The sequence below is a fragment of the Streptomyces sp. NPDC008238 genome (genome assembly GCF_042956445.1).
Classification (GTDB): Bacteria; Actinomycetota; Actinomycetes; order Streptomycetales; family Streptomycetaceae; genus Actinacidiphila.
The window spans coordinates 1-23,074 of sequence record NZ_JBIBGK010000038.1; the positions used below are offsets into that span (position 1 = coordinate 1).

General features: G+C 68.0%; 19 protein-coding genes and 2 pseudogenes. 7 read left to right on the plus strand and 14 right to left on the minus strand.

Translation table 11 applies throughout. The features are described 5' to 3' along the window. Positions 1 to 111: 111 nt before the first annotated feature. The 3 genes from ACFZAU_RS38315 to ACFZAU_RS38325 all read right to left on the minus strand — a co-directional run bounded on the left by ACFZAU_RS38315 (position 112) and on the right by ACFZAU_RS38325 (position 2,427). A complete protein-coding gene (locus ACFZAU_RS38315; protein ID WP_500556047.1) occupies positions 112 to 1,293 on the minus strand; it encodes a helix-turn-helix transcriptional regulator in 1,182 nt (393 codons plus the stop codon). Between the two features lie 442 nt (positions 1,294 to 1,735). After that, positions 1,736 to 2,107: a fic family toxin-antitoxin system, toxin component gene (locus ACFZAU_RS38320; protein WP_500556048.1), complete on the minus strand. Its 372-nt coding sequence runs from the start codon at positions 2,105 to 2,107 to the stop codon at positions 1,736 to 1,738. Next, complete coding sequence (locus tag ACFZAU_RS38325; RefSeq protein WP_500556049.1) at positions 2,104 to 2,427, minus strand: hypothetical protein; 324 nt, start codon at positions 2,425 to 2,427, stop codon at positions 2,104 to 2,106. The genes ACFZAU_RS38320 and ACFZAU_RS38325 overlap by 4 nt, the downstream gene beginning before the upstream one ends. Before the next feature lie 469 nt (positions 2,428 to 2,896). Between ACFZAU_RS38325 and ACFZAU_RS38330 the strand changes: the two genes are divergently transcribed. Both ACFZAU_RS38330 and ACFZAU_RS38335 read left to right on the plus strand, forming a co-directional pair. Next, the gene (locus ACFZAU_RS38330) at positions 2,897 to 3,649 is read left to right on the plus strand and encodes a ZIP family metal transporter (RefSeq protein WP_500556050.1); all 753 of its coding nucleotides are present in this window, start codon (positions 2,897 to 2,899) and stop codon (positions 3,647 to 3,649) included. Positions 3,650 to 3,921: 272 nt separating this feature from the next. Further along, positions 3,922 to 5,388, plus strand: a complete 1,467-nt coding sequence (locus ACFZAU_RS38335; protein WP_500556051.1) for an FAD-dependent monooxygenase — start codon at positions 3,922 to 3,924, stop codon at positions 5,386 to 5,388. Positions 5,389 to 5,511: 123 nt separating this feature from the next. Here the strand turns inward: ACFZAU_RS38335 and ACFZAU_RS38340 are convergent, their stop codons facing one another. Together ACFZAU_RS38340 and ACFZAU_RS38345 are read right to left on the minus strand one after the other, a co-directional pair. Next, positions 5,512 to 6,735, minus strand: coding sequence for an MFS transporter (locus ACFZAU_RS38340; protein ID WP_500556052.1), 1,224 nt, complete (start codon positions 6,733 to 6,735; stop codon positions 5,512 to 5,514). 298 nt (positions 6,736 to 7,033) lie between these two features. Beyond that, entirely contained in the window at positions 7,034 to 7,819 is a 786-nt protein-coding gene (locus ACFZAU_RS38345; protein WP_500556097.1) for an SDR family oxidoreductase, read from the minus strand. A 56-nt stretch (positions 7,820 to 7,875) separates the two neighbouring features. Here ACFZAU_RS38345 and ACFZAU_RS38350 point away from each other — a divergent pair, with 56 nt between their 5' ends. Continuing rightward, on the plus strand, positions 7,876 to 8,472 hold the full coding sequence (locus ACFZAU_RS38350) for a TetR/AcrR family transcriptional regulator (protein ID WP_500556053.1): 597 nt from the start codon (positions 7,876 to 7,878) through the stop codon (positions 8,470 to 8,472). Positions 8,473 to 9,173: 701 nt separating this feature from the next. On the opposite strand, the gene ACFZAU_RS38355 is transcribed toward ACFZAU_RS38350, so the two are convergent. Together ACFZAU_RS38355 and ACFZAU_RS38360 are read right to left on the minus strand one after the other, a co-directional pair. Further along, a complete protein-coding gene (locus tag ACFZAU_RS38355; protein ID WP_500556054.1) occupies positions 9,174 to 9,923 on the minus strand; it encodes an SDR family oxidoreductase in 750 nt (249 codons plus the stop codon). 538 nt (positions 9,924 to 10,461) lie between these two features. Continuing rightward, entirely contained in the window at positions 10,462 to 11,271 is an 810-nt protein-coding gene (locus ACFZAU_RS38360; protein WP_500556055.1) for an NAD(P)H-binding protein, read from the minus strand. 88 nt (positions 11,272 to 11,359) lie between these two features. On the opposite strand from ACFZAU_RS38360, the gene ACFZAU_RS38365 reads away from it, so the two are divergent. Next, positions 11,360 to 11,782 (plus strand): winged helix-turn-helix transcriptional regulator, encoded by a 423-nt coding sequence (locus tag ACFZAU_RS38365; protein WP_500556057.1) that lies wholly within the window; start codon positions 11,360 to 11,362, stop codon positions 11,780 to 11,782. Positions 11,783 to 12,706: 924 nt separating this feature from the next. After that, positions 12,707 to 13,420 carry an NPP1 family protein gene (locus ACFZAU_RS38370; protein ID WP_500462160.1) on the plus strand — a complete coding sequence of 238 codons (714 nt, stop codon included), beginning with the start codon at positions 12,707 to 12,709 and terminating at the stop codon, positions 13,418 to 13,420. Positions 13,421 to 13,719: 299 nt separating this feature from the next. Here ACFZAU_RS38370 and ACFZAU_RS38375 read toward each other — a convergent pair whose 3' ends face one another. From ACFZAU_RS38375 to ACFZAU_RS38395, 5 genes and pseudogenes are all read right to left on the minus strand, one after another. Then, positions 13,720 to 14,550: an SCO4651 family lipoprotein gene (locus tag ACFZAU_RS38375; RefSeq protein WP_500556058.1), complete on the minus strand. Its 831-nt coding sequence runs from the start codon at positions 14,548 to 14,550 to the stop codon at positions 13,720 to 13,722. 245 nt (positions 14,551 to 14,795) lie between these two features. Beyond that, positions 14,796 to 14,963 (minus strand): annotated as a pseudogene (locus tag ACFZAU_RS38380) (IS256 family transposase); the annotation flags it as partial. A 296-nt stretch (positions 14,964 to 15,259) separates the two neighbouring features. Next, positions 15,260 to 16,819 (minus strand): FG-GAP repeat domain-containing protein, encoded by a 1,560-nt coding sequence (locus ACFZAU_RS38385; RefSeq protein WP_500556059.1) that lies wholly within the window; start codon positions 16,817 to 16,819, stop codon positions 15,260 to 15,262. Positions 16,820 to 18,663: 1,844 nt separating this feature from the next. Next, complete coding sequence (locus tag ACFZAU_RS38390) at positions 18,664 to 19,281, minus strand: TetR/AcrR family transcriptional regulator (RefSeq protein WP_500556060.1); 618 nt, start codon at positions 19,279 to 19,281, stop codon at positions 18,664 to 18,666. Between the two features lie 495 nt (positions 19,282 to 19,776). Beyond that, entirely contained in the window at positions 19,777 to 20,577 is an 801-nt protein-coding gene (locus tag ACFZAU_RS38395; protein ID WP_500556061.1) for an SDR family NAD(P)-dependent oxidoreductase, read from the minus strand. 421 nt (positions 20,578 to 20,998) lie between these two features. Here ACFZAU_RS38395 and ACFZAU_RS38400 point away from each other — a divergent pair, with 421 nt between their 5' ends. Both ACFZAU_RS38400 and ACFZAU_RS38405 read left to right on the plus strand, forming a co-directional pair. Beyond that, positions 20,999 to 21,550, plus strand: a complete 552-nt coding sequence (locus ACFZAU_RS38400; RefSeq protein WP_500556062.1) for a hypothetical protein — start codon at positions 20,999 to 21,001, stop codon at positions 21,548 to 21,550. A gap of 123 nt (positions 21,551 to 21,673) precedes the next feature. After that, on the plus strand, positions 21,674 to 22,093 hold the full coding sequence (locus ACFZAU_RS38405; RefSeq protein ID WP_500556063.1) for a hypothetical protein: 420 nt from the start codon (positions 21,674 to 21,676) through the stop codon (positions 22,091 to 22,093). 160 nt (positions 22,094 to 22,253) lie between these two features. On the opposite strand, the gene ACFZAU_RS38410 is transcribed toward ACFZAU_RS38405, so the two are convergent. Both ACFZAU_RS38410 and ACFZAU_RS38415 read right to left on the minus strand, forming a co-directional pair. Next, entirely contained in the window at positions 22,254 to 22,607 is a 354-nt protein-coding gene (locus tag ACFZAU_RS38410) for a VOC family protein (protein WP_500556064.1), read from the minus strand. A gap of 136 nt (positions 22,608 to 22,743) precedes the next feature. Further along, positions 22,744 to 23,010, minus strand: a pseudogene (locus tag ACFZAU_RS38415) (ATP-binding protein); the annotation flags it as partial. Positions 23,011 to 23,074: the final 64 nt, after the last annotated feature.

A 23,074-nucleotide genomic window follows, 5' to 3' on the forward strand; every position in this document is an offset into this window, starting at 1 on the left:
ATAGGCCACATCCCACCCGCTGAATACGAAGCCCGCCACTACCTCACAACCACGAAACCCCAGGTCACACACAACGTCTGAGATCTCTATCGAACTAGGAACGGTTCCGGGTCATGGTGTGTGTCGGAAGGTCATGGCCATGAGTTCGGTGCGGGAGGCGATGCTGAATTTTCGGTAGATCCGGCTGAGGTGGTATTCGACGGTTTTGATGCTGAGCGAGAGGGATTTGGCGACGGCGCGGTTGGAGAGGCCCTCGCAGACGAGGTGCATGACCGCGGTCTCCTGGGCGGTGAGCGGTTCCGAGGGTGCGGTGGTCGGGGACGGGCGGTGTCGGGTGGGGGTGTGGGAGGACGTCTCTTCGGCGGGGGCCGGGGTGCTGCCGCAGGCGCGGAGTTCCTGGCGTGCCCGCTGGAGGTAGGGGACTGCGCCGAGGGCCTCCAGGCGGGGAGAGGCGGCGCGGAGTTCGGTGGCGGCGCGGCCGCGGAGGCCGCGGCGCCGGAGCAGGCAGCCGAGGTCGAGGTGGATGCGGGCCCTCTCCAGGGGGTCGGGGGTGCCGTGCACGGTCAGCAGTGCCTCGTCGAGGGCGGATTCCGCACGGTCGGGGTCCCCTGCGGCGGCGGAGATGCCAGCGGTGACGCGCAGGGCGCCTGCCCGGATCGGGGCCGGGACGGGGCCGGGGCCGAGCAGTGGTGCGAGAAGGCCTGCGGCCCGTGCCGCGTGTCCGTCGGCGAGTTCGGCCTCAGCCAGCAGCAGCCGCCACGGGAGGTCGGCCGGTGCGCCGCCGGCTGCGTAGGGCGGGAGTTCGTTCCGGGCGGTGAGCGCGGCGCGGGGGTCACCGGTGACCAGGGCGAGGAAGGAGGCGGCCCGCAGGGCGTGGCGGCGGCCGTTGCCTCCGTCCCGATAGGCAGGGCTACGTCGCGTGGCGGCGAGGTGTTCCTCGGCCCGGGCGTAGTCGCCCAGGGAGACGGCCATGTGGGCGGCCTCGGCGTGGGTCAGCGGCTTCAGCCAGCGCTGGCCGTGGTCGGTGGCGAGCGAGGCGGCGAGGGCGAGGTGTTCGTCGGCGGCCGCCCAGTCGCCGAGTGCGGTCAGGGCGTTGCCGAGGAGGACCTCGGCGAAGCAGCGCACGGGTGCGGGGCCGGTGCGGAGCCGGTCGAGTGCTTCGCTGACGTCCCGCTGGGCTTCGTCGGGGCGTCCTGCCGCCACGGCGAGCATCGCGGAGCCCACCAGTGCGCCCGGTGCCTCCCCGGCGTCGGCCGCTGCACGTGTGGCTTCGGCGGGACGGCCGTCGAGCATCAGTGCGGAGACCAGGACATAGGTGGTGAGTCCCGACTCAAGCGGCTCGGGCGGGAGTTCGCTCGCACGGCGGGCCCATTCGACGGCCTCGCCGTGCCGGGACCCGATGGTGAGGGCGTAGGCGACCTGTGCGGCGATCCTCCCGCGCAGCTGGGGGCCCGCAGTGCCGTACCGTTCGTTGTGGCTGTTCTCCCAGGCCGGTCGGAGGACATCGACGGCCGCTTGCGGAAGCGGACGCCCGCGGTGACCGGTCCGCCCACGACCGGGAGGCGGCCCGGATCCGTGCGGTGTGCGCGGGGCACGGTGTCGACGTGGGCGGCTGAGAGGGTGTTGTGTCCGACTGCGATAGCGGCCGCGTCCGGGCTGGATCAGTAGGTGATCGCCAGGCCCCGGCCGGCTGGAACACCGTAGTGGCGGCGCACGTACTCGCCGGGACGGTGGCTCATCGGACGGTCCAGCCGCGCAGCGTCGCGGCGATCTGCTTCACGGTAACCCGGCCGGCCTCCGCGTCGCGGACGAGAGCGGCGGCGTCCTTGGGCGGGTAGAGCACGCGGTGGCCCTGCAGGGACAGGAACCCGTAGGTGCTCATCCATGCGAACTGCAGGTTCGAGTGCTCCAGACTGGGAATGCGGGCGAGTTCGTGCATGAGCGCGGCCGCCTTGAGGTGGTCCGAGCCGTAGCAGTCGCGGTCCATGGCGCTGGAGTGGACGCGGGCCACCGCGCCGTAGAGCACGCCCAGTTCCTGCACCTGCGGGTCGCCGTCGATCCGCTCGGCGACGTGCAGCAGGAACGGCACGTCGATGGTGTGCTTCACGCGGCGTTCCCGTGCCCGGCCTCGGCGCGGTCCAGCTCGGCCAGTCGTCGGTCTGCGGCCAGGTCGGCGGCGCGCCGTTCGGCGTCGGGGATGTTGTCGCCGAGCTCGGCGAAGGCCTCGCGGGTGTACTCGGCGGCCTCCTGGGCGGCGTCCAGGAAGATCTTCTCAACGGCCGTGGCGCGCTCGTAGGCGGCCGACAGTACGTACTCCTGCATGCTCACCCCGGCGGCCTTGGCCGCCCCGGCGATGGCCTCGTACTGCTCTGCGTCCGGGAACCGGAGGCTCATGGCCTTCTTCTCGGCCTTCTCAGATGCGCTCATGGTGGCAACGGTACCACTGGTGGCATCCGTCGAGGAGAGGCAAATTGGCTTCGGCTTGCCCGTCCCATTCGGCGCCCGGCCGGTCGCGCCGGCAGACCGCGGTCCAGTTGAGTTCCGCGCAGTCTCCGTACCGGCAGCGCGGGTGCGGACGGTACCGGAGGCCGACGCCCGCGCGGCTGCGTTCGTGTCGGGCTTGCCTTGATCGCGCCGAGGGAGACGACGCGCAGGTTGCCGTGCGCCGGAATGTCGCGAGTTGCACGCTCCTGGCGTGCGCGCGAACTGGCCCGGTTCGGTTCACCTCCGGTCACCGCGCTACAAGCGAGCAGCAGACCCAGAGCGGTGTCGGCGATTGCATGAAGGGATTCGGGGCTGCTGCCGCCTTACCGAGGGCCTCGATGCCGCGTCGGCTCCCCGTGAAGGCCCGAATGGCTGAGTAGCGACCCCTCACGACGTCGCACAAGATTGCTTCATGCCGGTTCTGATAGCCGCGTGTGCCATGGTCATGACTCTTGTGGGTGGGGTCGTGGCGCAGCGGGTCGGTGACCGCCGTCATCTGGTTCTGGGTCTTGCCGCCGGTCTCATGCTAGGTGTTATCGGTTTCGATCTGCTTCCCGATGCGCTGGCTGCTCAGCCACGGCGCATTTTCGGGGTTCCCGCAGCGCTGCTGATGTTCGTCGCAGGATTTCTTACTCTGCATGTGGTAGAGCGAGGGGTTGCCATTCACCGCGCTCACGAGAGTGAGTACGCACCGCACAGCCATGCTTTTGGGCATGCGCAGGAGTCCGCGCAGGGAATCGGTCTGACCGCCGCCTCGGCACTTGTGGGCCACAGCGTGATTGACGGGTTCGCCATCGGCGCTGCATATCAGGCTGGTAATACGCTGGGTATCGTCGTCGCCATCGCTGTGATCTCGCACGACTTCGCCGACGGATTCAATACCTATACGATTGCCAGGCTGTACGGCAATGCCCGGCGTCGGGCGCAACTACTACTAGCGGCTGACGCGCTGGCTCCGGTGGTCGGGGCAGCGATCACTTTGGGGTTCACCATACCGACGGGGCTGTTGGGCCTTTATCTCGGATTCTTTGCCGGCTTCTTGCTTTATCTGGCGACGTCGGACATATTGCCGGAAGCCCACAGTCCGCACCCCTCCAAGGCCACTCTATTGTTGACGGTGACGGGGGCACTGCTGATGTGGTTGGTGATCGGGCTTGCTGACTGAGCGGGCCGTTGGAGGAAAGTCATAGCTGCGGAAGGTCTCCGTCGGCCGCGTGGTTGGGACGTCGATCGTGTCAGACCGTGTCGGAGCGCCTGGACCGCCCCCCGATGACGCCGCCGCGCGTAGGCCTGGAGCCGGCGGTACGGTGTTCATAGGCACCGCAGGGCTAACCGCCGGCCTGTGCTTCGGTCTTTTCGGTATCGCGGGCGATGACTTCCTCGGTCAACCGTAAATCCAGTCGCAACGGTGGTTCCGGCGATTTTGTAGGGGGTCATATGGGCTCCGAGAATCGGGTATTGATCGTAGGAGCAGGCCCATCGGGGCTATTGCTCGCGGGCGATCTGCCGGAGTCCGGTGTCGGCTGTACCGTCGTCGAACGTCGCGTACAGGAATCGCAGCTCACCCGGGCGTTCGCAGTGCACGCGCGGACGATGGAACAATTGGACGCCCGTGGCGTGGCCGACCCGTTGCTTGCAACCGGCGTCCGTAACCCAGTTCTGCAGTTCTTGGGGATCGATCTGTCGCGGTTGCCGACCCGTTACCCACACGTGCTGGTGACGCCGCAGTATCACACCGAGCGAGTACTCCGGGCACGGGCCCTTTCCCATGGGGCCGATATACGGGAAGGCTGGGAAGCCATCGGGCTCACGCAGGATGCGACCGGCGTTGACGTTCAGGTCCGGGCTGCGGATGGCTCCCCTCAGACATTGCGCGCGGCTTTCGTCGTGGGCGCCGACGGGAGAAACAGCGTGGTGCGCCAATCTCTCGGCCTGCCGTTCCCCGGCCGCTCCGCGGTGCGGTCGATGATGCTTGCCGACGTCCGGTTGGCCGACCCCCCGCGCAAGCCTCCTACCGTAGGGGCAGTGGGTGATGCCTTCGCCATCCTCGTTCCGTTCGGCGATGGATGGTTCCGCATCATGGCGTGGAATCGCCACCATGAGATGCCGGACAGCGCACCGGTCGATCTGGAGGAGATCCGGGCCATCGCCCACCGAGCGCTCGGCCGCGACTTCGGCATGCACGATCCGCGCTGGATCTCACGGTTCCACAGCGATGAGCGACAGTCGTACCGCGTAGGCAGGGTCTTCCTCGTCGGTGACGCGGCGCACGTGCATTCCCCCGCCGGCGGCATGGGCATGAACACCAGCATCCAAGATTCCGCGAACTTGGGCTGGAAACTTGCTGCCGTTCTTCGCGACCGTGCCCCCGAAGCCCTGCTCGATACCTACGAGGCCGAGAGGCACCCGGTGGGGCGCAGAGTGCTGCGCATGAGTGGCGCGCTGCTGCGTGGTGTCCTGACCACCCCGCGGGCGTTTCGCGGCGTCCGAGACCTCGCCGCCCGGACCGTCCTGCGTCTCCCGCCGGTCGCCTTGCGACTGGGGCGGGCGATGTCCGGAATCGACATCGCCTACGGCGCCCCGGCCGGCGCTCACCCGCTCACGGGCAAGCGGGCACCGGATGTCCTCCTTGCCGATGGCCGACGTCTGTACGAGGTGCTGCGCGGCCGGAGGTTTGTGCTGGTCACACCGGCAGACGCGCCACTTTCTGCCTCGGTGACCGAAGCCTGGAACGGGGCGGTGGAGTGCGTCGCCACCCCGTCCGGTCTGACCAGCAAGTCCGTACTGGTCAGACCGGACGCCTACATCGCGTGGGCCTCCTCCGAGCAGTCTCCACGCCACCGAGCCGACGAGATCAGGCAGACACTGGCCCGCCACTGCGGTGAGGGCACAGGCCCGTCCTAGGGGTCGGTGAGCCTGCGGTTCCGTTCGATCTTCCAGCGATGCCGGCCCGGGCGCGCGGAGCCCTTGCGGGCATCTCACCGTCCTCGCACTCCTCGTAACCGTCGTCGAACGTGAGGATCGCGATCAGATGCGGGACAGACGCGGGAAGATCCGAGTGGCCGCGCTGAGCAGGGCGAGCGTGCCGCCGAGGGCGAAGGCTGCCGGAGCGCCGTAGCCGTCGACGACCATGCCGCCGATGAGCGATCCCGTGGCGAGTGCGATCTGCAACACACTGACCAGGAGAGCCAGGCCGCTCTCGGGAGCGTCGGGGGTCGCGTGCAGGATCCACGTCTGCAGTGCCAGGGGCACCGCGCCGAAGGCCGCACCCCAGAGCAGGACGAGTACGACGACTGCGGGTGCGGCGCCCGTCAGGGTGTTGAGCAGGATGACGCTGGCGGCGACCAGGACGGCTGCGGTGGTGTAGACCGCGCGCAGGCTGCGGCCGATGATCGCGCCGGCGGCGAAGTTGCCGGCCAGTCCTGCCACGCCGTACCCGAGGAGAACCAGCGTCACCGCGGATGAGCCGAAACGTGTCCGGTCTTCCAGGTAGGGGGTGATGTAGGTGTAGGCGGCGAAGTGCCCGAGGAAGATCAGGGCGGTGGCCAGCAGGGCGATGCGGGCCGCGCGGTTGCGCAGGGACGACGTGAGCGTGGCCATGCGTATGGCTCCGGTGGGCGGCAGCGAGGGGAGTCGCAGCGTCAGAGCCGCAAGGGCGAGCAGGGCGGCGCCTGCGGCGATCAAGAACGCGGTTCGCCATCCGGCGAGGTGTCCCACGAGTGCCCCGAGCGGCAGGCTGACCACCGTGCCGGCGGAGATGCCGGCGGTGATCAGCGAACTGGCGCGGTTGACCGTTTCGGCGGGCACCAGCCGGGCGGCGACGCCGGCACCCATCGCCCAGAATCCGCCGACGGCGATGCCGAGCAGGATCCTCGCCACCGCCATCACCGGCATGTTGGGGGCCAGTGCTGCCACGATGTTGGAGGCCGTGAAGGACACCGCGAGTGCGATCAGCACCTTGCGCCGGTCGAGCTTTCCGGAGGCGATGGTGAGCAGAGGCGCTGTGACGGCTGCTGTCAGGCCGGGTACGACGACGACCAGGCCCACGGTGCCGACGGAAACATGGAGGCTGGATCCGATGACGGGCAGGAGCCCGATCGGCAGGAACTCCGAGAGCACCAGCACGAAGGACATCAAGGCGACCGAGGCGACGGCCGGCCAGTTGCTCTGCGGTGAGGGTGTGGCGTGCCCTGCCGCTCGTATCGGTTCCGGTCGGCCGACGACCGAGGCCGTGCTGGAGTGATCACTCATGCTTCTTCTTCCCTGGAAGGATCGGGGGCCCTGGGTGGCCCGTGCCGCGTTGTTGTGCGGCGGCTGCGCCGCATGCGTGGGACGTGAGCGGCAGGGTCACAGCGGCGTGACCGTGAGAACGAGGCGTGCGCGCGGTCCGGCGGATCGCCGGGCAGGCGGCGCGGACCACAGTCGCCCCGGTGCCCTGCTGCGTCGCTCGGGCGGTGTCCGCCCAGTGCGGCAGGTCACGCGGCAGGCGAATCCCGGCCCCTTGAAGGCGGGGGCTCTCTCGGTCCTCCGATGCGGAACGGAGGACTCCTCAGATCTGGTTGAGGCCACCGTCGACGTAGAGTTCGGCGCCGGTGACGAAGCTGCTCTGGTCGGATGCGAGGAAGAGGGCGGCCGCGGCCGCTTCGGCGGGCTCGCCCATGCGGCCGAGGGGAATGTGCTGCGCGAAGGAGGCGCGGAGCGACTTGGCCCCTTCCTCGTCGGGCGCGAGGCCGTTGATTCCCGGGGTCTTGATCGGCCCGGGCACCAGGGTGTTGACACGGATGCCACGGCCGCGCAGTTCGTTGGCCCAGGTGCGTGAGAAGGACCGGACCGCGGCCTTCGACGCGGCGTAGACGCCGAACGCCTCTCCGCCGGTTGTGGCAGCGGTGGAGCCGGTCAGGATCACCGAGGCGCCGTCATTGAGGAGCGGCAGGGCCTTCTGCACGGTGAAGAGCGTCCCGCGGACGTTGATGTTGAACGTGTCGTCGAAGTGCTGCTCCGTCGTCTCCTCCAGGGTTGCGAATTCCCCGCCGCCCGCGTTCGCGAAGAGCACGTCGATGCGGCGGCCCTGGTCGGCGACGACCGAGAAGAGCCGGTCGAGGTCGGCCGGGCTGGCTACGTCTCCGCGGACGGCGGTGACGTTGTGACCGATCTCGGCAGCGGCCGCGTCCAGCGCATCCTGGCGTCGGCCGGTGATGATCACGTGCGCGCCCTCAGCTGCGAATCGCCGCGCCGTGGCCAGTCCGATGCCGCTGTTCGCCCCGGTGATCACGGCTGTCTTGCCCGCGAGTGCTTCCCTCATGACGCGCCACTCCTCGATAGTTTTTGACTGCATCGTCCACAACAGTAACCGTTATGGACGAGGCGGTCAAGAAAGCGTATGCTCGCCTCATGGCACGACCTCGGAAATTCGACGAGCAGCAGGTGCTGGCGTCCGCACGGGAGCAGTTCTGGGCGACTGGGTACGCCGGCACGCGCATGGACGACATCGCCGCGGCGACAGGCCTCGGCAAAGGCAGCCTGTACGGCGCGTTCGGCGGCAAGGAGGACCTCTTCCACCGCGTGTTCGACGACTACTGCAACTCAGTCGTCGACGCCACCGCCCAGCAGCTGCGCGGCGAAGACGAGGACGCGTACACGCGGCTGTCCGCCCACATACACGCGGTGGCCGCAGCCACGGCCGCGGACACCGTCCATCGCGGATGTCTGCTGGCCAAGGGCACCGCCGAGCTGGCCGAACACGACGAGACCGTGGCGAAGCGCGCACACGCAGCCATCGAAGCGCTGCACGCACTGCTGGAGGACGACATCGCCGCCTGCCAGCGCAGCGGCGACCTCGACGCGAACGCGGACCCCGCACGGCTGGCCGCACTGGTGCTCGCCGTACTGCGCGGCATCGAAGCACTGGGCAAGGCCGGGGCCAACGAGGAGATGCTGACAGACATCGCTCGCACCGCCCTCGCTGTGCTGCCACGCCCCGCGAACTGACAGCCCACCGGACCACGTCGTCAGGGATTACGAGGAGGGCGAAAGGGGCTCGCTGTTCGAGCAGACGGTGAAGCTGTCACCGAGTACCCCCTTCGTCGTCTTCAGCCCGGTTGCCGGACGGCTGAGTTGACGGCACGACGGGTGCGGGAAGAGGTGAAGCCCGTGGTAGATGGGTCGTCGACCAAGAGCAACCTGCCCGCTCGGAGTTCGGTGTGCTCGTTCACCCATCGGGACTCGATCTGTCCAGCTCGACCCCGTACGACGCCGCTGGGCATCGGCGTACGCGCGATGACCTCGAGAGACAGCCCGTGGTCACAGTTGACGACTGTCCACAAGCCGCGTAGCGCAATCGATCACCGTGGTGGGACCGCCATCCGTGCCAAGGCCCTCTCGTCGGCTTGATCCTCTGGTGAGCTGGACGTTCAGGCGGCGGCCACCTTCTTCTGCGCCTTCTCCTCAAGGTGATGGATGTCGCTTTCCTGGAGGGTGCCGTCCGCCGGATCGTACTGGCTGAGGGCCAGAACCAAGCCGAAGAAGGTCGGCGCCCACCCGTCGACGTGGATCTCCCCAGCGGCCGGCGCGGCCCTGGCTCGGGCACCAGGCTGTGCAGCTTCGCCACACCCGGGCCTTGGTCCACTCCGTGAACCGGCGCGATGGGCGGTCGTCCGTGGGGGAGGATGCATCGGAAGTCGAAGCGGCGGTCAGACCTGGTTGAGGCCGCCGTCGACGAAGAGCTCGGTTCCGGTGACGAAGCTGCTCTGGTCGCCGGCGAGGAAGAGCGCCGCCGCCGCGGCCTCCTCGGGTCGTCCCATCCGCCCCAGAGGAACTTGGCTGGCGAAGAAGTCCCAGAGCTTGGCGGCTTCCGCGGCGTTGGGCGCGAGCCCGGAGTTGCCGGGCGTCTCGATCGGTCCCGGGACGAGGGTGTTCACTCGGATTTTTCGGTTCCTGAGCTCGTTGGCCCACGTGCGGGAGGGGGGAAGGATGGCGGCCTTGGAAGCGGCGTAGACGCCGAAGGCCTCGCCGCCCGAGGTTGCGGAAGTGGATCCGGTGAGGATGACCGAAGCCCCCTCGTTCAGCAGAGGAAGCGCCTTTTGGACCGTGAAGAGCGTACCCCTCACGTTGATACCGAAAGTCGAGTCGAAGTGCTTCTCGGTGACGTCTTCCAAGGCCGAGAACTCGCCGCCACCGGCGTTGGCGAACAGCACGTCGACGCGGCGGCCCCGCCCGGAAACGGCGGCAAAGAGGCGGTCGATGTCGTCAAGATCGGAGACGTCGCCCCTGACGGCAGTGGCGTTCGGACCGATCTCGGCCAGCGCGGCGTCGAGCGCCTCCTGACGCCGGCCGGTGATGAACACATATGCGCCCTCGGCCGCGAATCGCTTGGCGGTGGCCAGCCCGATTCCGCTGTTACCCCCAGTGACGATGGCTGTCTTACCGTCGAGCTGTCCCATGATCAAGACTCCTGTTCGGCGGAGGTCTTCCCTCCGCGGCAGTTGCTACGCGTCAGGCCCGCGTTCAGCACGGTGGGCCCGTTATGGACCGTACGGTAAAAAACCGGATGCTGGACGGATCGGTCCAAAACTGTGACCCAGCTCGTCGGCCTCACCGATGCCTTGATCGCGGATTCGCCGTCGACGTCCTCCAGCCGGACGGCACCCGGGCCCACGAGCTCGCCTACGGCACGCTCTTGGATCACCGGCTGCGTCGCGGGAGCCGGGGCGGCGGGCCACCGGCCTCGACCGAGAGATCTACAAGCGGCGTGATCAGCGGTCTGCAGCCGGCCTGAGGAGCGAACCACGCACGACCACTACCCCATGGTGATCCAATGCGCCGTACGACTGATACGTGGTCTCCTTCGGACCCGCACGACTGAGCGGCACTGCCGACGCTCAGGACCGAAAAGGCCGTCAGGAGCTGGAGACACTCTCGGGGTTGTGTCGTTTCCAGCGCGATGGCGACTGCAGATGACCTGGCGGTCCTTCCGCTCGCTTACGGCCTGCCGGCGGACGCGGCCGCAGCGGCTGTGGCCAGTGGATCGCGGGCTGCGTGACCAAGGAGGTCGGTGAGGTCAGGGCCACTGGCGTGCAGGAAGCCGTGGCGGATGCCCGTGGCGATCGAGGTGAGCATCGGCGGTTGGAACGGGAGCAGCCCCGGCGTCTCTTCAAGGAGCCTGCGCCGGTACTCTCCCAGGCTGATCGGTCGATGAGCGACACCGAGTGCATCGGCCACCTGCCCCGCTGTGACCGGAGTGCCGACGAGGTCGTAGACACGCCCGCCATGGGGTGCCGGATTCGACGCGACGATCGCCGCGACCTCGGCGAGGTCCTGTCGCGCGACCGCGGCCAGGGCGCCGTCCCCGAACGCGGACTCCACCCGTTCACCGGCCCACATCAGCAGACCGCCGAAGAGTTCGGCGTACAGGCCGTTGCGCAGGATCGTCCACGGCAACCCGCTCGCCCGCACCAGGCGCTCGGTAGCGCGGTGCGCCAGAGCGAAACCGAGGTGGTCGCCGGCAGTGGTCACGCTCGTGTACACGACGTGGCTGATGCCGTCACGGGCGGCGGCGTCCAGGACCGCCGCGTGCCGGGCGACGACCTGGTCGTCCTCGGCGTAGCCGGCGGAGACGAGTGCCAGAGTGGACACACCGGTGAGGTCGAGGCTTCCCAGGTCGTCGAAGTCGAGACGCCGCACTCCCTCGCCCGGCGTGCGGCTGCCGCCCATCGCAAAGGCACCGCGGGCGCGCAGCGCCGCAAGAGTGGCCGAGCCGAGGTTCCCGTTCACTCCGGTCACCAAAATCATGATCAATCGCAGTCTTCCGTCGTGGTTCTCATCAGTAACTACGCTTGATCCTCGACCGCACGCAGACCGGCTACAAGAAGGCAGTTTGATGTCACTCACGCACACCGGCGTAACCACAACCCCCGCCCAACTCGACCCGTGCGGACGCAAGGACCACCCCGACTGCGGCATCCGTGATGTCCTCGATCGCATCGGCGACAAGTGGTCGGTGCTCGTGACCGTCGAACTCGCCGGCGGGCCGCGTCGCTTCCGCGAACTCCAGCGCGCCATCGACGGCATCTCCCAGCGCATGCTCACCCTCACCGTGCGCAGGCTCGAACGCGACGGACTGGTGCTACGCACCGTGTACCCAACCGTTCCGGCCCAGGTCGACTACCGCCTGACCGAGACCGGGGCCGGCCTGACCCACCTCGTCAAGGCACTCGCCGACTGGTCCCTCGCACATCGTGCCGTCATCGCCGAAGCGCGGCACGTTTACGACCAGGCCCACTCCGGCCACGACATCCGCTGACACGAGTAGCCATCGCGGTATGCCGTTGTCGGTACCGAGCCGGCCGACGATGAAGTGGGGTACCTGCTCGCGCAGCGCCCGTGCCCGAGCAGGCTGTGCACTGCGGACGCTGCTGCATCGGCGCAGGGCGCCGTGAGAGGTGGACTCGTCCGGCAGCTTGATGCTCCCGTCGTGAACGAGCATGGTGTCCTGTCCCGCCGGAGCAGCCACATTCGAGCGCCTGGACAACGCCTGCTCGAGGGCGCAGCTGGTGGGACTGCGGGCAGCACGGTTCCCGAAGAGACCCCTGGAGTCGGGTTCCGCCACGGCCCACAGCGCCGCCCCGCTGACCAGTTGGGACCAGTCTCCGTTCCTGGCTGACAGCGTCCCGCTGCCCATGCGCGACGCGGCGCACGTCGAGCCCTACGGACATCACCGACTGCGCATCGACGACAAGCAGCGCATGGGGCACCACGTTTGGTGCGGACTCGGAGGGCCACGCATTCATGCCGAGCAACGGCCCGGTGGCCGGCACGAGGCAACTGTCGTCGGCCGGTTTTGCGAGGGGGTGTGCGCATAGCACCCAGACATTCACTCCAATTTCCCGGTCTCTTTCCTCGCCGGAAGCCGGGACATGTCGGGAATGTCAATTCGGAAATGCGTGCTTGCGTCGCCGGAACGAGCTCGGATAACTTGTCGGCGCGTCAATAAGTTTGGACAGAACCGGAGATGGCCGACCGGGCTTCCGGCACGTCGGACATTTCGTCGAGTAGAGCCGTCAGTTCGCGGGCACGGAAATCTCAAGAGACACCCTTGCCCCTCTCATGTCGAGGAGTTCTCGTGCGCAACCTCAAGCCGGCGAGGAAGAGTTCCACTGGAACGGCATCAATTCCCCGGCGCACCAACCGCCTGCGTCTGGGAGCAGTCGCAACCGCCTTGGGCGCCATGGTCGTCCTGGGCTTCCCCGCCGAGGCGAACGCCTCTGTCCTGCAGTTGCTGCCGCAGAACGCCGACGGCCTGGAGCAGTCCTTCTCCCCGGCCTACGACTACGACGGAGACGGCTGCTACGCCACCGCCGCGATCGGCGCGGACGGCACCCTCAATCCCGGCCTGAAGTTGGGCGGGGACGTCAACGGGCGCTGCCACGACTACGCCCAGCTGGCCAACGCCAACACGTACTCGCGCGAGAAGTGCAACAACGACTGGTGCGCCGTGGTGTACGCCAGCTACTTCGAGAAGGACCAGGCCACGCTCGGCCCTGCGGCCATCGGCCACACCCACGACTGGGAGCATGTCGTGGTCTGGATCCACAACAACCAGGTCGAGTACGTCTCGGCGTCCCAGCATTCCGGCTACCAGATCGCCGCCCGCTCCGCGATCCGCTTCGACGGCACCCACCCCAAGATCGTGTACCACAAGGACGGCGCCTCGACGCACTGTTTCCGCTTCGCCAACACCAACGACGAGCCCGCGGAGAACGCCACCGGTGGCTGGTTCTTCCCTCGCCTCGTCGGGTGGGAGGGCTACCCGGCGGGCTTCCGCGACAAGCTCATGAACGCGGACTTCGGCTCGGCCACCATCAAGATCAACGACGCCCGTTTCAACTCCACTCTCGCCAACTCCAAGCCGTCCGGAATCCCTTTCGACCCCAACGCCTGACGTGCGCGCGGACGGCCATCCCTCGCGGATTGCCGTTCACGCGGTTGTACGTCTTCGGGCGTGCCTGCCGTGCGAGTCGGCAGGGGGCACCAGCCGTATTGCACGCCTGAGCGGGCACGTCACCCCGCCGGCTGCGGGGACTGCGCATCGAGCTGTCGCAGCCCCGACTTGAGGGGACCACATCTGATGCCGGCGTGCCTGAGAACGGGGTCGTGGGACCGCGGCCGAGCCCACGTCAGGACACGCGAACGCCCCCGTCCGCGCCATGCGGACGGGGGCGTCGGGGGGTCGGCAGGTGGTCAGGAGGTCGGCTGTGCGGCCTTCATCTGCTCGCTGAGGTCGGCGGTGTCCGATACCGGCGGCGCCGTCACCGTCTTGGCGTGACCGAACTTCAGGAAGTCAGCGGTCACCTTGACCGTCCCCATCACCTGGACGAACCGGACCGGCAGGCCCTTGCCGTCGACCCAGACGTCCATGTCGATGCCGCCGTTGGAACCGACCATGGAGTCGAGGAGGTTCTTCTTGTCCTCCGCGGACATTCCGGTGCCCAGGTCGTCCTGGTTGATGGTGACGCGGTAGTGATGCGCCTTGATGCCGCGCACCGGCTCCTCGCCCAAGTCCTTGGCGTTCTTGGACATGCCGATGTAACGCAGCCCCGCCGTCGGGTCACCGTTCTTCTCGACCGCCGCAGCGCCCTTCTCGCCCAGCAGCGCCGACACGTCGATGCGCATCCAGTGCTTGCCCTTGAGCGGGCCCGCCGGCTGCGCATCCACGTTGTAGTAGTAGGCACCGTCCACCAGCAGGGCCCGGAGCTTCGGGGCGTCCTGAAGAGCCTGCATCTGGGCGGCCTTGGTGTCCATCATGACGTCGTAGGCGAGTCCCTTGCCCCACGAGTAGGTGCCCGTCATCGTGATCGGGCTGCCCTGCCCCGGGTCGGTGACGAACGTGACCTGCGCCGCCCCGATCTTCTCCGTGCGGTCGGTGACCCGTGCGAGGATCTCCGCGATCGTGTCCGCCTTGCCCACGGCCTTCGCCGTGTCGTGCGCCGCCCCACAGCCGGCCGTCGCCGTCAGTGCGAAGGCCGCGACCCCCACCGCGGCGGCAAGGCGCATACGCCTCGACGTGCTCATCCGGTCCCACCCCTGTTGCCTGTTGATGTTGTGCGTTTGCTGTGCGGACTGTACTGCGCACGACTGACAAGCTCGTGACCATTTCCCGCCCGCACCACGGCCCCCGGGTAACCCGCCGGGGAGGAGGGCGTCGATAGCGTAGGAATTCCGCGGATATCGACTGCATATTGGGCGACCACAAGGTGCACCAAGGACGGACGGGCGGAGCCGTCGCCGGCGACGCACCGGACATGGTCGTGCGGGCTTCCTCCCCGGAACCGGACTCGGCTCCGGCCTGATCGGGTTCCTGCTGCGTTGTCGAGGCAGAGGAGGGCGGTGAACGTCTTGACCATCGCGCGCAACAGATCCGGACTCGCCGCGGCGAGGTTCTCCTCGGCAAGCGCGTGCAGGGGCAGAATGTCAGGTGCGGTCATCGTGCTGATCTCCTTCGAGGCTTCGACACTTCGAAGATCAGCCGGTGGCCGTTTGTCCATGCGGGCACCAACCCGGACGCCGGAGCAAACCCCCGCATCATGTCCAACCCGTTGCACCACTTCCAAGGACGCAACCCTGACGGGCACGAGCGGCAGGAGCAGCAGACATGAGGAAGGAGGAAAGGGTGGCCTCTGGCCGGAGCCGAAGGCCACCCTTTCTGTTCGCGTCCCGTAGATATTCATCGTGGCAGTGACGGGCTTGCGGGCGGGGTGTTGGGCCTGGTTAGGCCTGGGTTCTAGAAGATGTTGGTGACGGTGGTGTCCCAGCCGCTGGTGCCTACGAGGCGCGGACTCCTGACCGTGGCAGGTCCGCCGGGGTAGAACAGCAGGCAGCCGTTTGGGCATGTGGTGGACTTGGCGGCACCGGTGTCGTCGACGTAGTCGACGGTGTAGTCGGGGTCGGCGGGCGTGGTGGCCCACAGATCGCCCGAGGTCTCGCCGGGGGTGGGCTGGAACTGCCGGTAGGTGATGCTGGTGCCGGCGTCGGGGTCATCGTAGGTGGCCGTGACGACGGTTCCCTGGACGTTGCCGGGTGACGCCAGGTGGGGGCGGTTCTGCCAGTCGGCCGACCCGTACACGCTGGGGGTGCCCAGGGAGAGGACTCCGTTGTCGAGCCGGCCGGGGTAGAGGTCGAGCATTCCGCTACTGGGGGTGCGGACGAGGAGATCCTGGACGCCGTCACCGCTCTGGTCGCCGACGGCGAGGACGGTGAGGTCCTTCCAACCGCTGGGGCTGATGCTGACGCGGTTGTCCAAGTCGAACGGCTCGGTCGGATCCTGGGCGCCGAGGAAGGTGTTTCCGGTGTACAACCAGAGAGCCGCGTCGGTGCAGGCGTCGTCGACGCACTCGATGGTGAGGAGGTCGTTGCCTCCCGCGTGGCCTTCGGTGGTGTTCTTGTCGATGTCGCCGGGCAAGGTCAGCTGCCGGATGCGGCGCCAGTCTGGGGCGTCGTCGAGCGACGGTGGATGGACGAGTTCGTGGCGGGTGTCGTAAACGGGTTCGCCAAGTCCGTTGCCGCCGTAGATGTAGAGCTTGTCGTTCGCCAGGCGGACGACGTAGTCCTCGTAGCCGTCGGGCGCTGCATCCGGGCTGGTGAAGCCGGCCAAGTCGCCGTGGTGGGCGATGAGCGCGTCGCCCCATCCGCTGGTTCCGATGAACTGTGCGGCTGAGTGACCGCCAGTGCCGTCTCCTGCGTACAGTCGGAGCTTGCCGTCCTTGTCGGTCGCGACTATGTCCGCGTAGCCATCTCCGTTTACGTCGCCGGGAAGATCTTGGCGCGCCAGCCCAGTTCCGGGGTCTTGCCCCGGGGCGTAGACGAAGTCGGACTTGGTCATGCTGAGGGGGGCCGTCTCCAGGGGGGAGGGGTTGCCGGCGGTGTCGTACGCGACGACGTACAAGGTGCTGACCGGCCAGTTGGACGGAGTCACCGTGATGGTGGCGGTGTGGTGGTCGGGTCCGACGTCGACCCATGTGCCGTACTCGCAGGGGGTGTTCGACACGGACAAGTCGAAGTCCGCACGCCAGCAGAACCCGGCAAGGTCGTTGGCGGAGTTGTAGAGGTTGAGCGTGACGGTTTTGCGGGCCTGGTACTTGTTGGTGGGATCGTCGGCGGGGGTGCCGTTGGCGTTGGTCACCTTGACGGCTTCCGTAGGCCCGTACGGGTCGTCGGTTGCGGCGGCTGAGGCCTCTGCTGGCGGCAGGACGAGAGTGGAGGCGGCCGTCAATGGCAGCCCGAGGGCTAGCAGGACCGCTATGGAGCGTCTCTTCCTGCCACCGGGCGAATGCGGGTCTGTCATGTCCAACCTCTCTGAATACACGCGTCGTGCGAGACCCGCAGGCTATGCAATTACGCGGATTTTCCCAAGCCCTTTACTGACGGTGAAGGGTGACGGGGGATGTCGACGTGAATGGAGGTCGCACTTCCGGATGGCGCACCCGGGCCCGGACGAGCGTCCGATTGAAGCTCTCTTCGCCCCACTCGCCGCGTCTGACCTGGTCAAAGATCTTGATCCAGAAGATCCGATCTGTGCCGGTTCGGGGATGGTGGAAAGGTCAACGCACGACGATAAATGCTATTCCGTCCTCTTGTGTACAGGCCATCGGGTGAGCTTTCCTTTGCAAGTTGTTCATAAGGCGCGGACCTCGGGGTGGGGTTTTCGCGGTCTCTCATCGCCGCTTTGGCGTGCCATTCTTTAATAAGGGCGCCGCAGCACCGTTCTCTGCTGTAGCCGTCGGGTTCCTGATGGGTGCCTGACCCGCAAACGGTCGAACCTGCGTCCGCAGATCCTGCCGGTGATCCGTGTTGCCGCCGACGACCGCGAGGCGCGGGCGCGCGGTGGGGTCGCTATCGCCCTCGACCGTTTTCCTCTGCCGGGGACGGACCCCGATCCTGTGACCGAGACGGTTCGTGAACGGCTCCGCCAGGACCCGGACGCGTCTGTACGCGAGGAGGCGCCGGCAGCCCTTCAGCGGCTGCGGAGCGCGCATCCGCGCACCAATTGGAGCTCCGCCGGACCGTCGACGCCCTCGCCGACGAAGAGTGCGCACACGCCATGGAGGAGGCCCTGCCATGGATGAGCGCCGCCTCCGGCACCAACGAACCAGGACTCCTGCGCTGCAGACGCTGCATGCTCCACCCAGAAGAACCCGACCCGGAAGATGCCTTTTGGGACTCCCTGTTCGGCGCGTAGAGGGATGCCATCGTGGAAGGGCGCGGCGAAGACCGCGGCCGTCGCGCTGCCGGGCTCGAGGTGGGTTCTCCGGCATCGACTTTGAGCGGTAGAGCCTGGTTGGTTCGCGCTCATACCTGCATGTGAGTGCCGTGTCGCGTCCGGCGTGACGGTGTGACTGCTGGCACGCAAGCCTGCGGGTCATGCTTCCGTAGGGGGAGGGGGCAAGGCCGGTAGCCTGCCGGCACAGGCCCAACTCCGGGCCTGGAGTTGAGGGGTGGGGCAGTGAGCAGTAAGTCCAGTGATGATGTCGGGCTCATCTGTGGGTTGTGGACTTTCGGGGGCATCCTGGCGGCCATCTTGATCAGCGTGACGTACAAGGTGCCGGTACTCGGTGTGACCGTCTTCTGGCTCATGTTCGCGCTAGGACTGGTAGCCACGTATGTCGCCATCGCCCTCATATGGTCCGCGTGGAAAAATGGGCGCGCCGGCAGGTAGTGGCGATCAGTCACTTCTGACCCTTGCACTCGGGAGTGCTTGGTTAGTTGCCCGCTTGTGATGTGACGCGCCGTCCCGGTGCTGTGCCGGGCGGCGCGTGGGCGTCACCCCCGTACCGATGTGAATCGCCTTGTCATGCAGACCAGCGGGGCGGACGCCGAGTGGGGAGACCGTCGCGGGCGGGTATGCGGACGGCGTTCGGGGAGGGGAGGCCGGACGTGTCCCGGATCTCGCTGTCTGCGTCGCCGACGGCGCCGCTACTGGTGGTTACCCCGGCACGTGACGAAGGTGACCTCGGACGACTCGCCGGGCTTCCACGCTTCGATGAGGTGGTCGGCGCGGGGCCGTGAGTCCTTGGAGACGCCCTACACTCCGAACGACGCCTCTCACCAGGCCGGATAGCGAAGCGCTGCTGGAGTGGAAGGAGGTTTGTGTGGAGTCGTCGGAGTGGACCGAGGCCGGGGGCGGGTCGGTCAGTGTTCTTCGGGTGGGGTGTCTTCCAGGAGGGTTCGTAGGAGGTTCTCCAGGCGCTCGGCGAGTTCGTTGGGGTCTGCTTCCACCAGTGCCGTGTTCCTGATCAGTTTCCGCATCAGCCACACACCGGCGATCACCGACAGTGCGAGTGCGGAGCGTTCCGTTGTGTTGTCGCCTGTCATCAAACTGCTGAGGTGCCGTTCCACGTGCCGTTCGATGCCTTGGCGAGCGACTTCGGCGGTTTGTGGGTTGGATGCGGATCGCAGCATCAGCAGGAAAGGGCTGAGTTCGTCGGCCTCGGGCGCGGTGCGCTCCACCAATGACCGGGCGACGTCGTGGACCATGGCTGCCGGATCGTTGCCCACCACGGTCCGTGGGGCGAAGCAGGTGTCCACGACCTCGGCGAACAGTTGTTCCTTGGATCCGAAGTAGCGGTTGACCATCATCGCGGTGACGCCGGCGTCCTTGGCGATGTCCCGCACGCCGGCGGCGTCGTAGCCGAGGCGGGTGAAGGCTTCCACGGCGGACGAGAGAATCGCCTCGCGGGTCGCTGCCGCGTTGCGGGACCGGCGGGGGGCGGCAGGCGGCGGCTCGCGCCGAGGCGGTTCGTTTTCCACGACACGAGTGTAGTGAGGCCGAAACGCCGGTCTACGGCTGTAGAGCTTTGAGGTTCTCTGCCGCCCGTGCCGCCGTTCGGCCCGTAGGCCCCTGGGTGAGGCCTACGGGCCGACGGCGGGGCGCCGAATCTGCGCCGGGCGACCGCTGCGCGGTTCCGGCGCCGACTGCCGGACGACTCGCCCGACCGGCCCCCAGCACTAACGGTCGCCGGCGTGAGGCGTACCGGATTCTCCGGTCAGCTCCAGGTGAAGGCGAAGGTGTTCCGGGAGGCCGGAGATGTGATTGACGGCCTGCCCGACCGGACCGTAAGGACGGCGGCCGACCGGGCAGGCTGTGCCGGCCGCAGTGCCGTCGGGCGCGGTGGCCACGCGCCCGATGGGCCCGCGGAGCGACCGGCGCGGGCCGCCTTGTGCTGGCTTTGCCGTGCGGGCTGCCGCGTGACGCATTCCGAGCGCGGAGGCGATTTGGCGGGTGGCCTGCATCGGCGCCCCAGCTCAGAATGCGGAGCGGATGAGTCCGCCGTCCACGCGGATCGTGGCTCCGCTGATGTACTCGGCGTAGTCGCTGCACAGGTATGTCACGGCGGCGGCGATTTCGTCGGGCTTGCCGAAACGGCCGTGGTCGTTGGGAATGAGGGCCTCGACCGCGTTCGGCTGGACTTCCTCCCAGGTCTGTCCCCACCCGCGGGCGGGACCGAGGGCTGTGACGAACTCCTTTGTCGCTTCGACGAGGATCGCGCCGGGCGAGACGATGTTCGAGGTGACGCCGGTGCCCTTGAGGTCGCGGGCGAGTGACACCGCGAGGTTGTGCCGGGCGGCCAGTGTGGCGTTGTACTGCGGATGGGTGTTCATCGGCTGGGAGGCGAGTCCGCCGCCGATCGTGATCACCCGGCCCCAGCCGTGTTCCCGCATGACGGGAACCAGATGCCGGATCATCCGGACACCCGAGACGACGTTGATGTTGTAGGCGTCGGTCCATTCCGCCGGACTCGCCTCAGCCCACGACAGATGCCGGTAGAAGCCGGCGTTGTTCACGAGGATGTCGACGGGACCGTCCGCGGTGGCGGCCTGGGCGACCGCGGCGGCGCCCTCGTCTGTGGCCAGGTCACCCAGTGCCGTGCTGACGGTGCCTCCGGCCCGGCGGATGTCTTGGGCGACCTGCTCGGTGCGGTCCTTGTGCCGGCCGTGGATGACGACCGCGGCGCCCTCCGCCGCCAGCATTTTCGCGGTGGCCTCGCCCAGGCCGGCACTCGAGCCGGTGACCAGAGCGCGCTTGCCCTCGAGATTGAGGTTCATTCCTTGCTCCCATACGGATTTCTCCTGCGCCAGAGCGCAGGAAGGTCGTGCTGCCCGCTAAGTATACAACTGTAGACTTGAGTATGTTCCGCGGTGTTTCCGCGTGGCGCCAGCACGGGTCGATGGGATGGCCCCTCGGCGTGTCCCGCCGTTCCCCTCCTCGGAGACCGCCCTACGGCAGCCGGAGGAACTCATCCTCGTCCGTCGGAGTGCGAGGGCGGGGCAGCCGCCGGTGGGCGGTCCGCGTGTTGGGGCCGTGCCCGGTTTCCCCCTTGCTGCTCACAGCCCGGCGCTTCGACCCGCCACAAGGCTTGGCCACAGCTGATCTGCCGCATAACCCGTGTCGCCTTGTCGGTACCCCGTGGCAGACTCCTCCCTTGATCACGGGGGTGTACAGCCCCCGACCTGGAAGGATGCGACTTTGCGCAACACGAAGTGGGCCACCGTGGCGGTGGCGGTCATTGCGCTCGGCGCCGCAGGCTGTGGGGCCGGCGACACCGGCACGGAGGCGGCCGCCGCCCCGGTGCCGGCGCCGCCTCAGCCTCGGCCCCAGGGCACCGGACCGCTCACAAAGGAAGTCGTGCGGACGGACCTCGACACCTCCGCGGCCGACGCGGGCGTTCCGGCGAACGCACCGGACTTCGGAGGCATGAACGAGGACGCTGAGGCGGGTTCGTCGCGATCGTGCGCCCTCGGTTTCAAGGGCTTCGGTACCAAGGCCACCAAGGTTGACGTTGCCCGCTGGGAGTCGGTGGTGAGCGAGTTGCGCGAGCGCGACTGGCAGCAGGCCCGGGAACCGGACAAGCGCAGGGGCCCGGACGGGGTGGTCTACGACGCCCGCGTAGTTCTCAAACAGCGCGGCTGGACCATGGTCGCGGAGTACCTGAGCAGCCAGGTCGGCGTGATTACCCTGCTCGCCTACGACGACGCGTGCATGAAGAAGATAAACGCCGATCCGGGGCAAGCCGGCTGATCGGCCACACCTCGCGCGGGAAGCGAACTCCGTACCAGTCCCTGCAGCAGCACCGCCTGCAAGATGCCGCCCTGATCCAGGGACCTCAAGGCGCTGCGCACCTTTGCCGCCGCCGACGCCCGGGTGGCCACCATCCGGCCCGACGCGGCCTGCCACTGCCGTGCCCGGCAGTGCACTGCCCACGGCGACACCAAGGTGCTGTGCGCGGGCGGCGTCGTGCTGATCCTGTGTCACGACCCCGCGGTCGGCCGGGTGTGGACGGTGGAAGAGGTCTGCCAGGTCTGCGCCCCGATGATCCCGCACGCCAAGCCGATGGGGACCGCCGCCCGTCCCCGTCCTGTCGCGACGGCCCGGCCGCCGGCCGCGACGGCGGTGATTCCCGCGCAGGCGCACGCGAGCGCAGGCGTGGCGGGCGGTTTCTCGGCGGCGCCGCTGTTCTCCGCTTCCGCCGGGGCCGAGGACCCTGCGCCGCGCAGACGCTCTCGGCGGCCGCCGCAGCAACGCCGCCGCCCACGCCCGCAACGCGGCGGGCAGGGCCGCTGACCGCTGTCAGGGTCCTCGGCAGGTCACGGCCGGGTGTTCCGCTCGACGGTCCGCGAAGGTGACAGTGCAGATGGTCAGTCAGGGGTGACCTGACCTGGGGCGGACTGACGTGCGTGTCAACGAGGTGGACGTCGGGCCCCGGACAGCTGCCCGGTCCCTCTCAGTTCTTGCGGTTACTGAGGACGCAGAACTCGTTGCCTTCTGGATCGAGGAGGGTCACCCAGTGCTGCCCGTCCTGCATGGTGTCGACGCGCCGGGCACCGAGGGAGAGCAGTCGGGCGACCTCGGCCTCCTGGTTGTCGGGGCGGAAGTCGGGGTGGAGCCGGTTCTTCGACGTCTTGCCCTCGGGGACAGGCACGAAGAGCAGGCCCGGTATCCGGTCCGGCTCAGGCCGGATCTCGATGATCTCCTCGGACTCGTCGACCACGACCCAGCCGAGAGCTTCGGCCCACCAGCGCCCGAGTGCGACCGGGTCGGCGGAGTCGACGATGATTTGTTCCCATTCCAGAGCCATGGGCCTGAGCATAGGCAGATCGGCGGCCCGTCCCGCAAAGCCGCCACCGGCAACGTGGGCGCTGGCGACGGGCTTCGCCGTCAAATGCCTCGATTGGGATGACAGTGCGACGGACGTCACGGTCAAAGGACACGTGTCAGCCAGCCTTGGCAGCCGCCTCTGTCTTCGCCCTGGTGGAGGCGAGGCGGTCGGGGTTGGTGCCGGTCTCGATGATGGTGCCGTTGAACGTGAGCCGGTCGACGATGGCAGCGCAGAGCCTGGAGCCTCCGATCGGCTTGTCCGAAGCGATGGCAATGCTGGTCTTCTCCTCGCGTTCGGTCAGAACCTGCAAGAGGAGCTCGGCGCCGTGCCGGTCGAGTTCCGTGTTGCCGAGTTCGTCGATGCAGAGCAGGTCGACGCGGCCCTAGCGGGTGATGGGGCCCGATCGTGCGGCAGACCCCTGGACCGAGACCGAACGTGCACCCTGG

Excerpts from the sequence above, each read along its gene's own strand:
- ACFZAU_RS38315 (WP_500556047.1), bottom strand. The coding sequence starts at position 1,293 with ATGCTCGACGGCCGTCCCGCCGAAGCCACACGTGCAGCGGCCGACGCC.
- ACFZAU_RS38325 (WP_500556049.1), bottom strand. The coding sequence starts at position 2,427 with ATGAGCGCATCTGAGAAGGCCGAGAAGAAGGCCATGAGCCTCCGGTTC.
- ACFZAU_RS38330 (WP_500556050.1), top strand. The coding sequence starts at position 2,897 with ATGCCGGTTCTGATAGCCGCGTGTGCCATGGTCATGACTCTTGTGGGT.
- ACFZAU_RS38335 (WP_500556051.1), top strand. The coding sequence starts at position 3,922 with ATGGGCTCCGAGAATCGGGTATTGATCGTAGGAGCAGGCCCATCGGGG.
- ACFZAU_RS38340 (WP_500556052.1), bottom strand. The coding sequence starts at position 6,735 with ATGAGTGATCACTCCAGCACGGCCTCGGTCGTCGGCCGACCGGAACCG.
- ACFZAU_RS38345 (WP_500556097.1), bottom strand. The coding sequence starts at position 7,819 with ATGCAGTCAAAAACTATCGAGGAGTGGCGCGTCATGAGGGAAGCACTC.
- ACFZAU_RS38350 (WP_500556053.1), top strand. The coding sequence starts at position 7,876 with ATGGCACGACCTCGGAAATTCGACGAGCAGCAGGTGCTGGCGTCCGCA.
- ACFZAU_RS38355 (WP_500556054.1), bottom strand. The coding sequence starts at position 9,923 with ATGGGACAGCTCGACGGTAAGACAGCCATCGTCACTGGGGGTAACAGC.
- ACFZAU_RS38360 (WP_500556055.1), bottom strand. The coding sequence starts at position 11,271 with ATGATTTTGGTGACCGGAGTGAACGGGAACCTCGGCTCGGCCACTCTT.
- ACFZAU_RS38365 (WP_500556057.1), top strand. The coding sequence starts at position 11,360 with ATGTCACTCACGCACACCGGCGTAACCACAACCCCCGCCCAACTCGAC.
- ACFZAU_RS38370 (WP_500462160.1), top strand. The coding sequence starts at position 12,707 with ATGGTCGTCCTGGGCTTCCCCGCCGAGGCGAACGCCTCTGTCCTGCAG.
- ACFZAU_RS38375 (WP_500556058.1), bottom strand. The coding sequence starts at position 14,550 with ATGAGCACGTCGAGGCGTATGCGCCTTGCCGCCGCGGTGGGGGTCGCG.
- ACFZAU_RS38385 (WP_500556059.1), bottom strand. The coding sequence starts at position 16,819 with ATGACAGACCCGCATTCGCCCGGTGGCAGGAAGAGACGCTCCATAGCG.
- ACFZAU_RS38395 (WP_500556061.1), bottom strand. The coding sequence starts at position 20,577 with ATGAACCTCAATCTCGAGGGCAAGCGCGCTCTGGTCACCGGCTCGAGT.
- ACFZAU_RS38410 (WP_500556064.1), bottom strand. The coding sequence starts at position 22,607 with ATGGCTCTGGAATGGGAACAAATCATCGTCGACTCCGCCGACCCGGTC.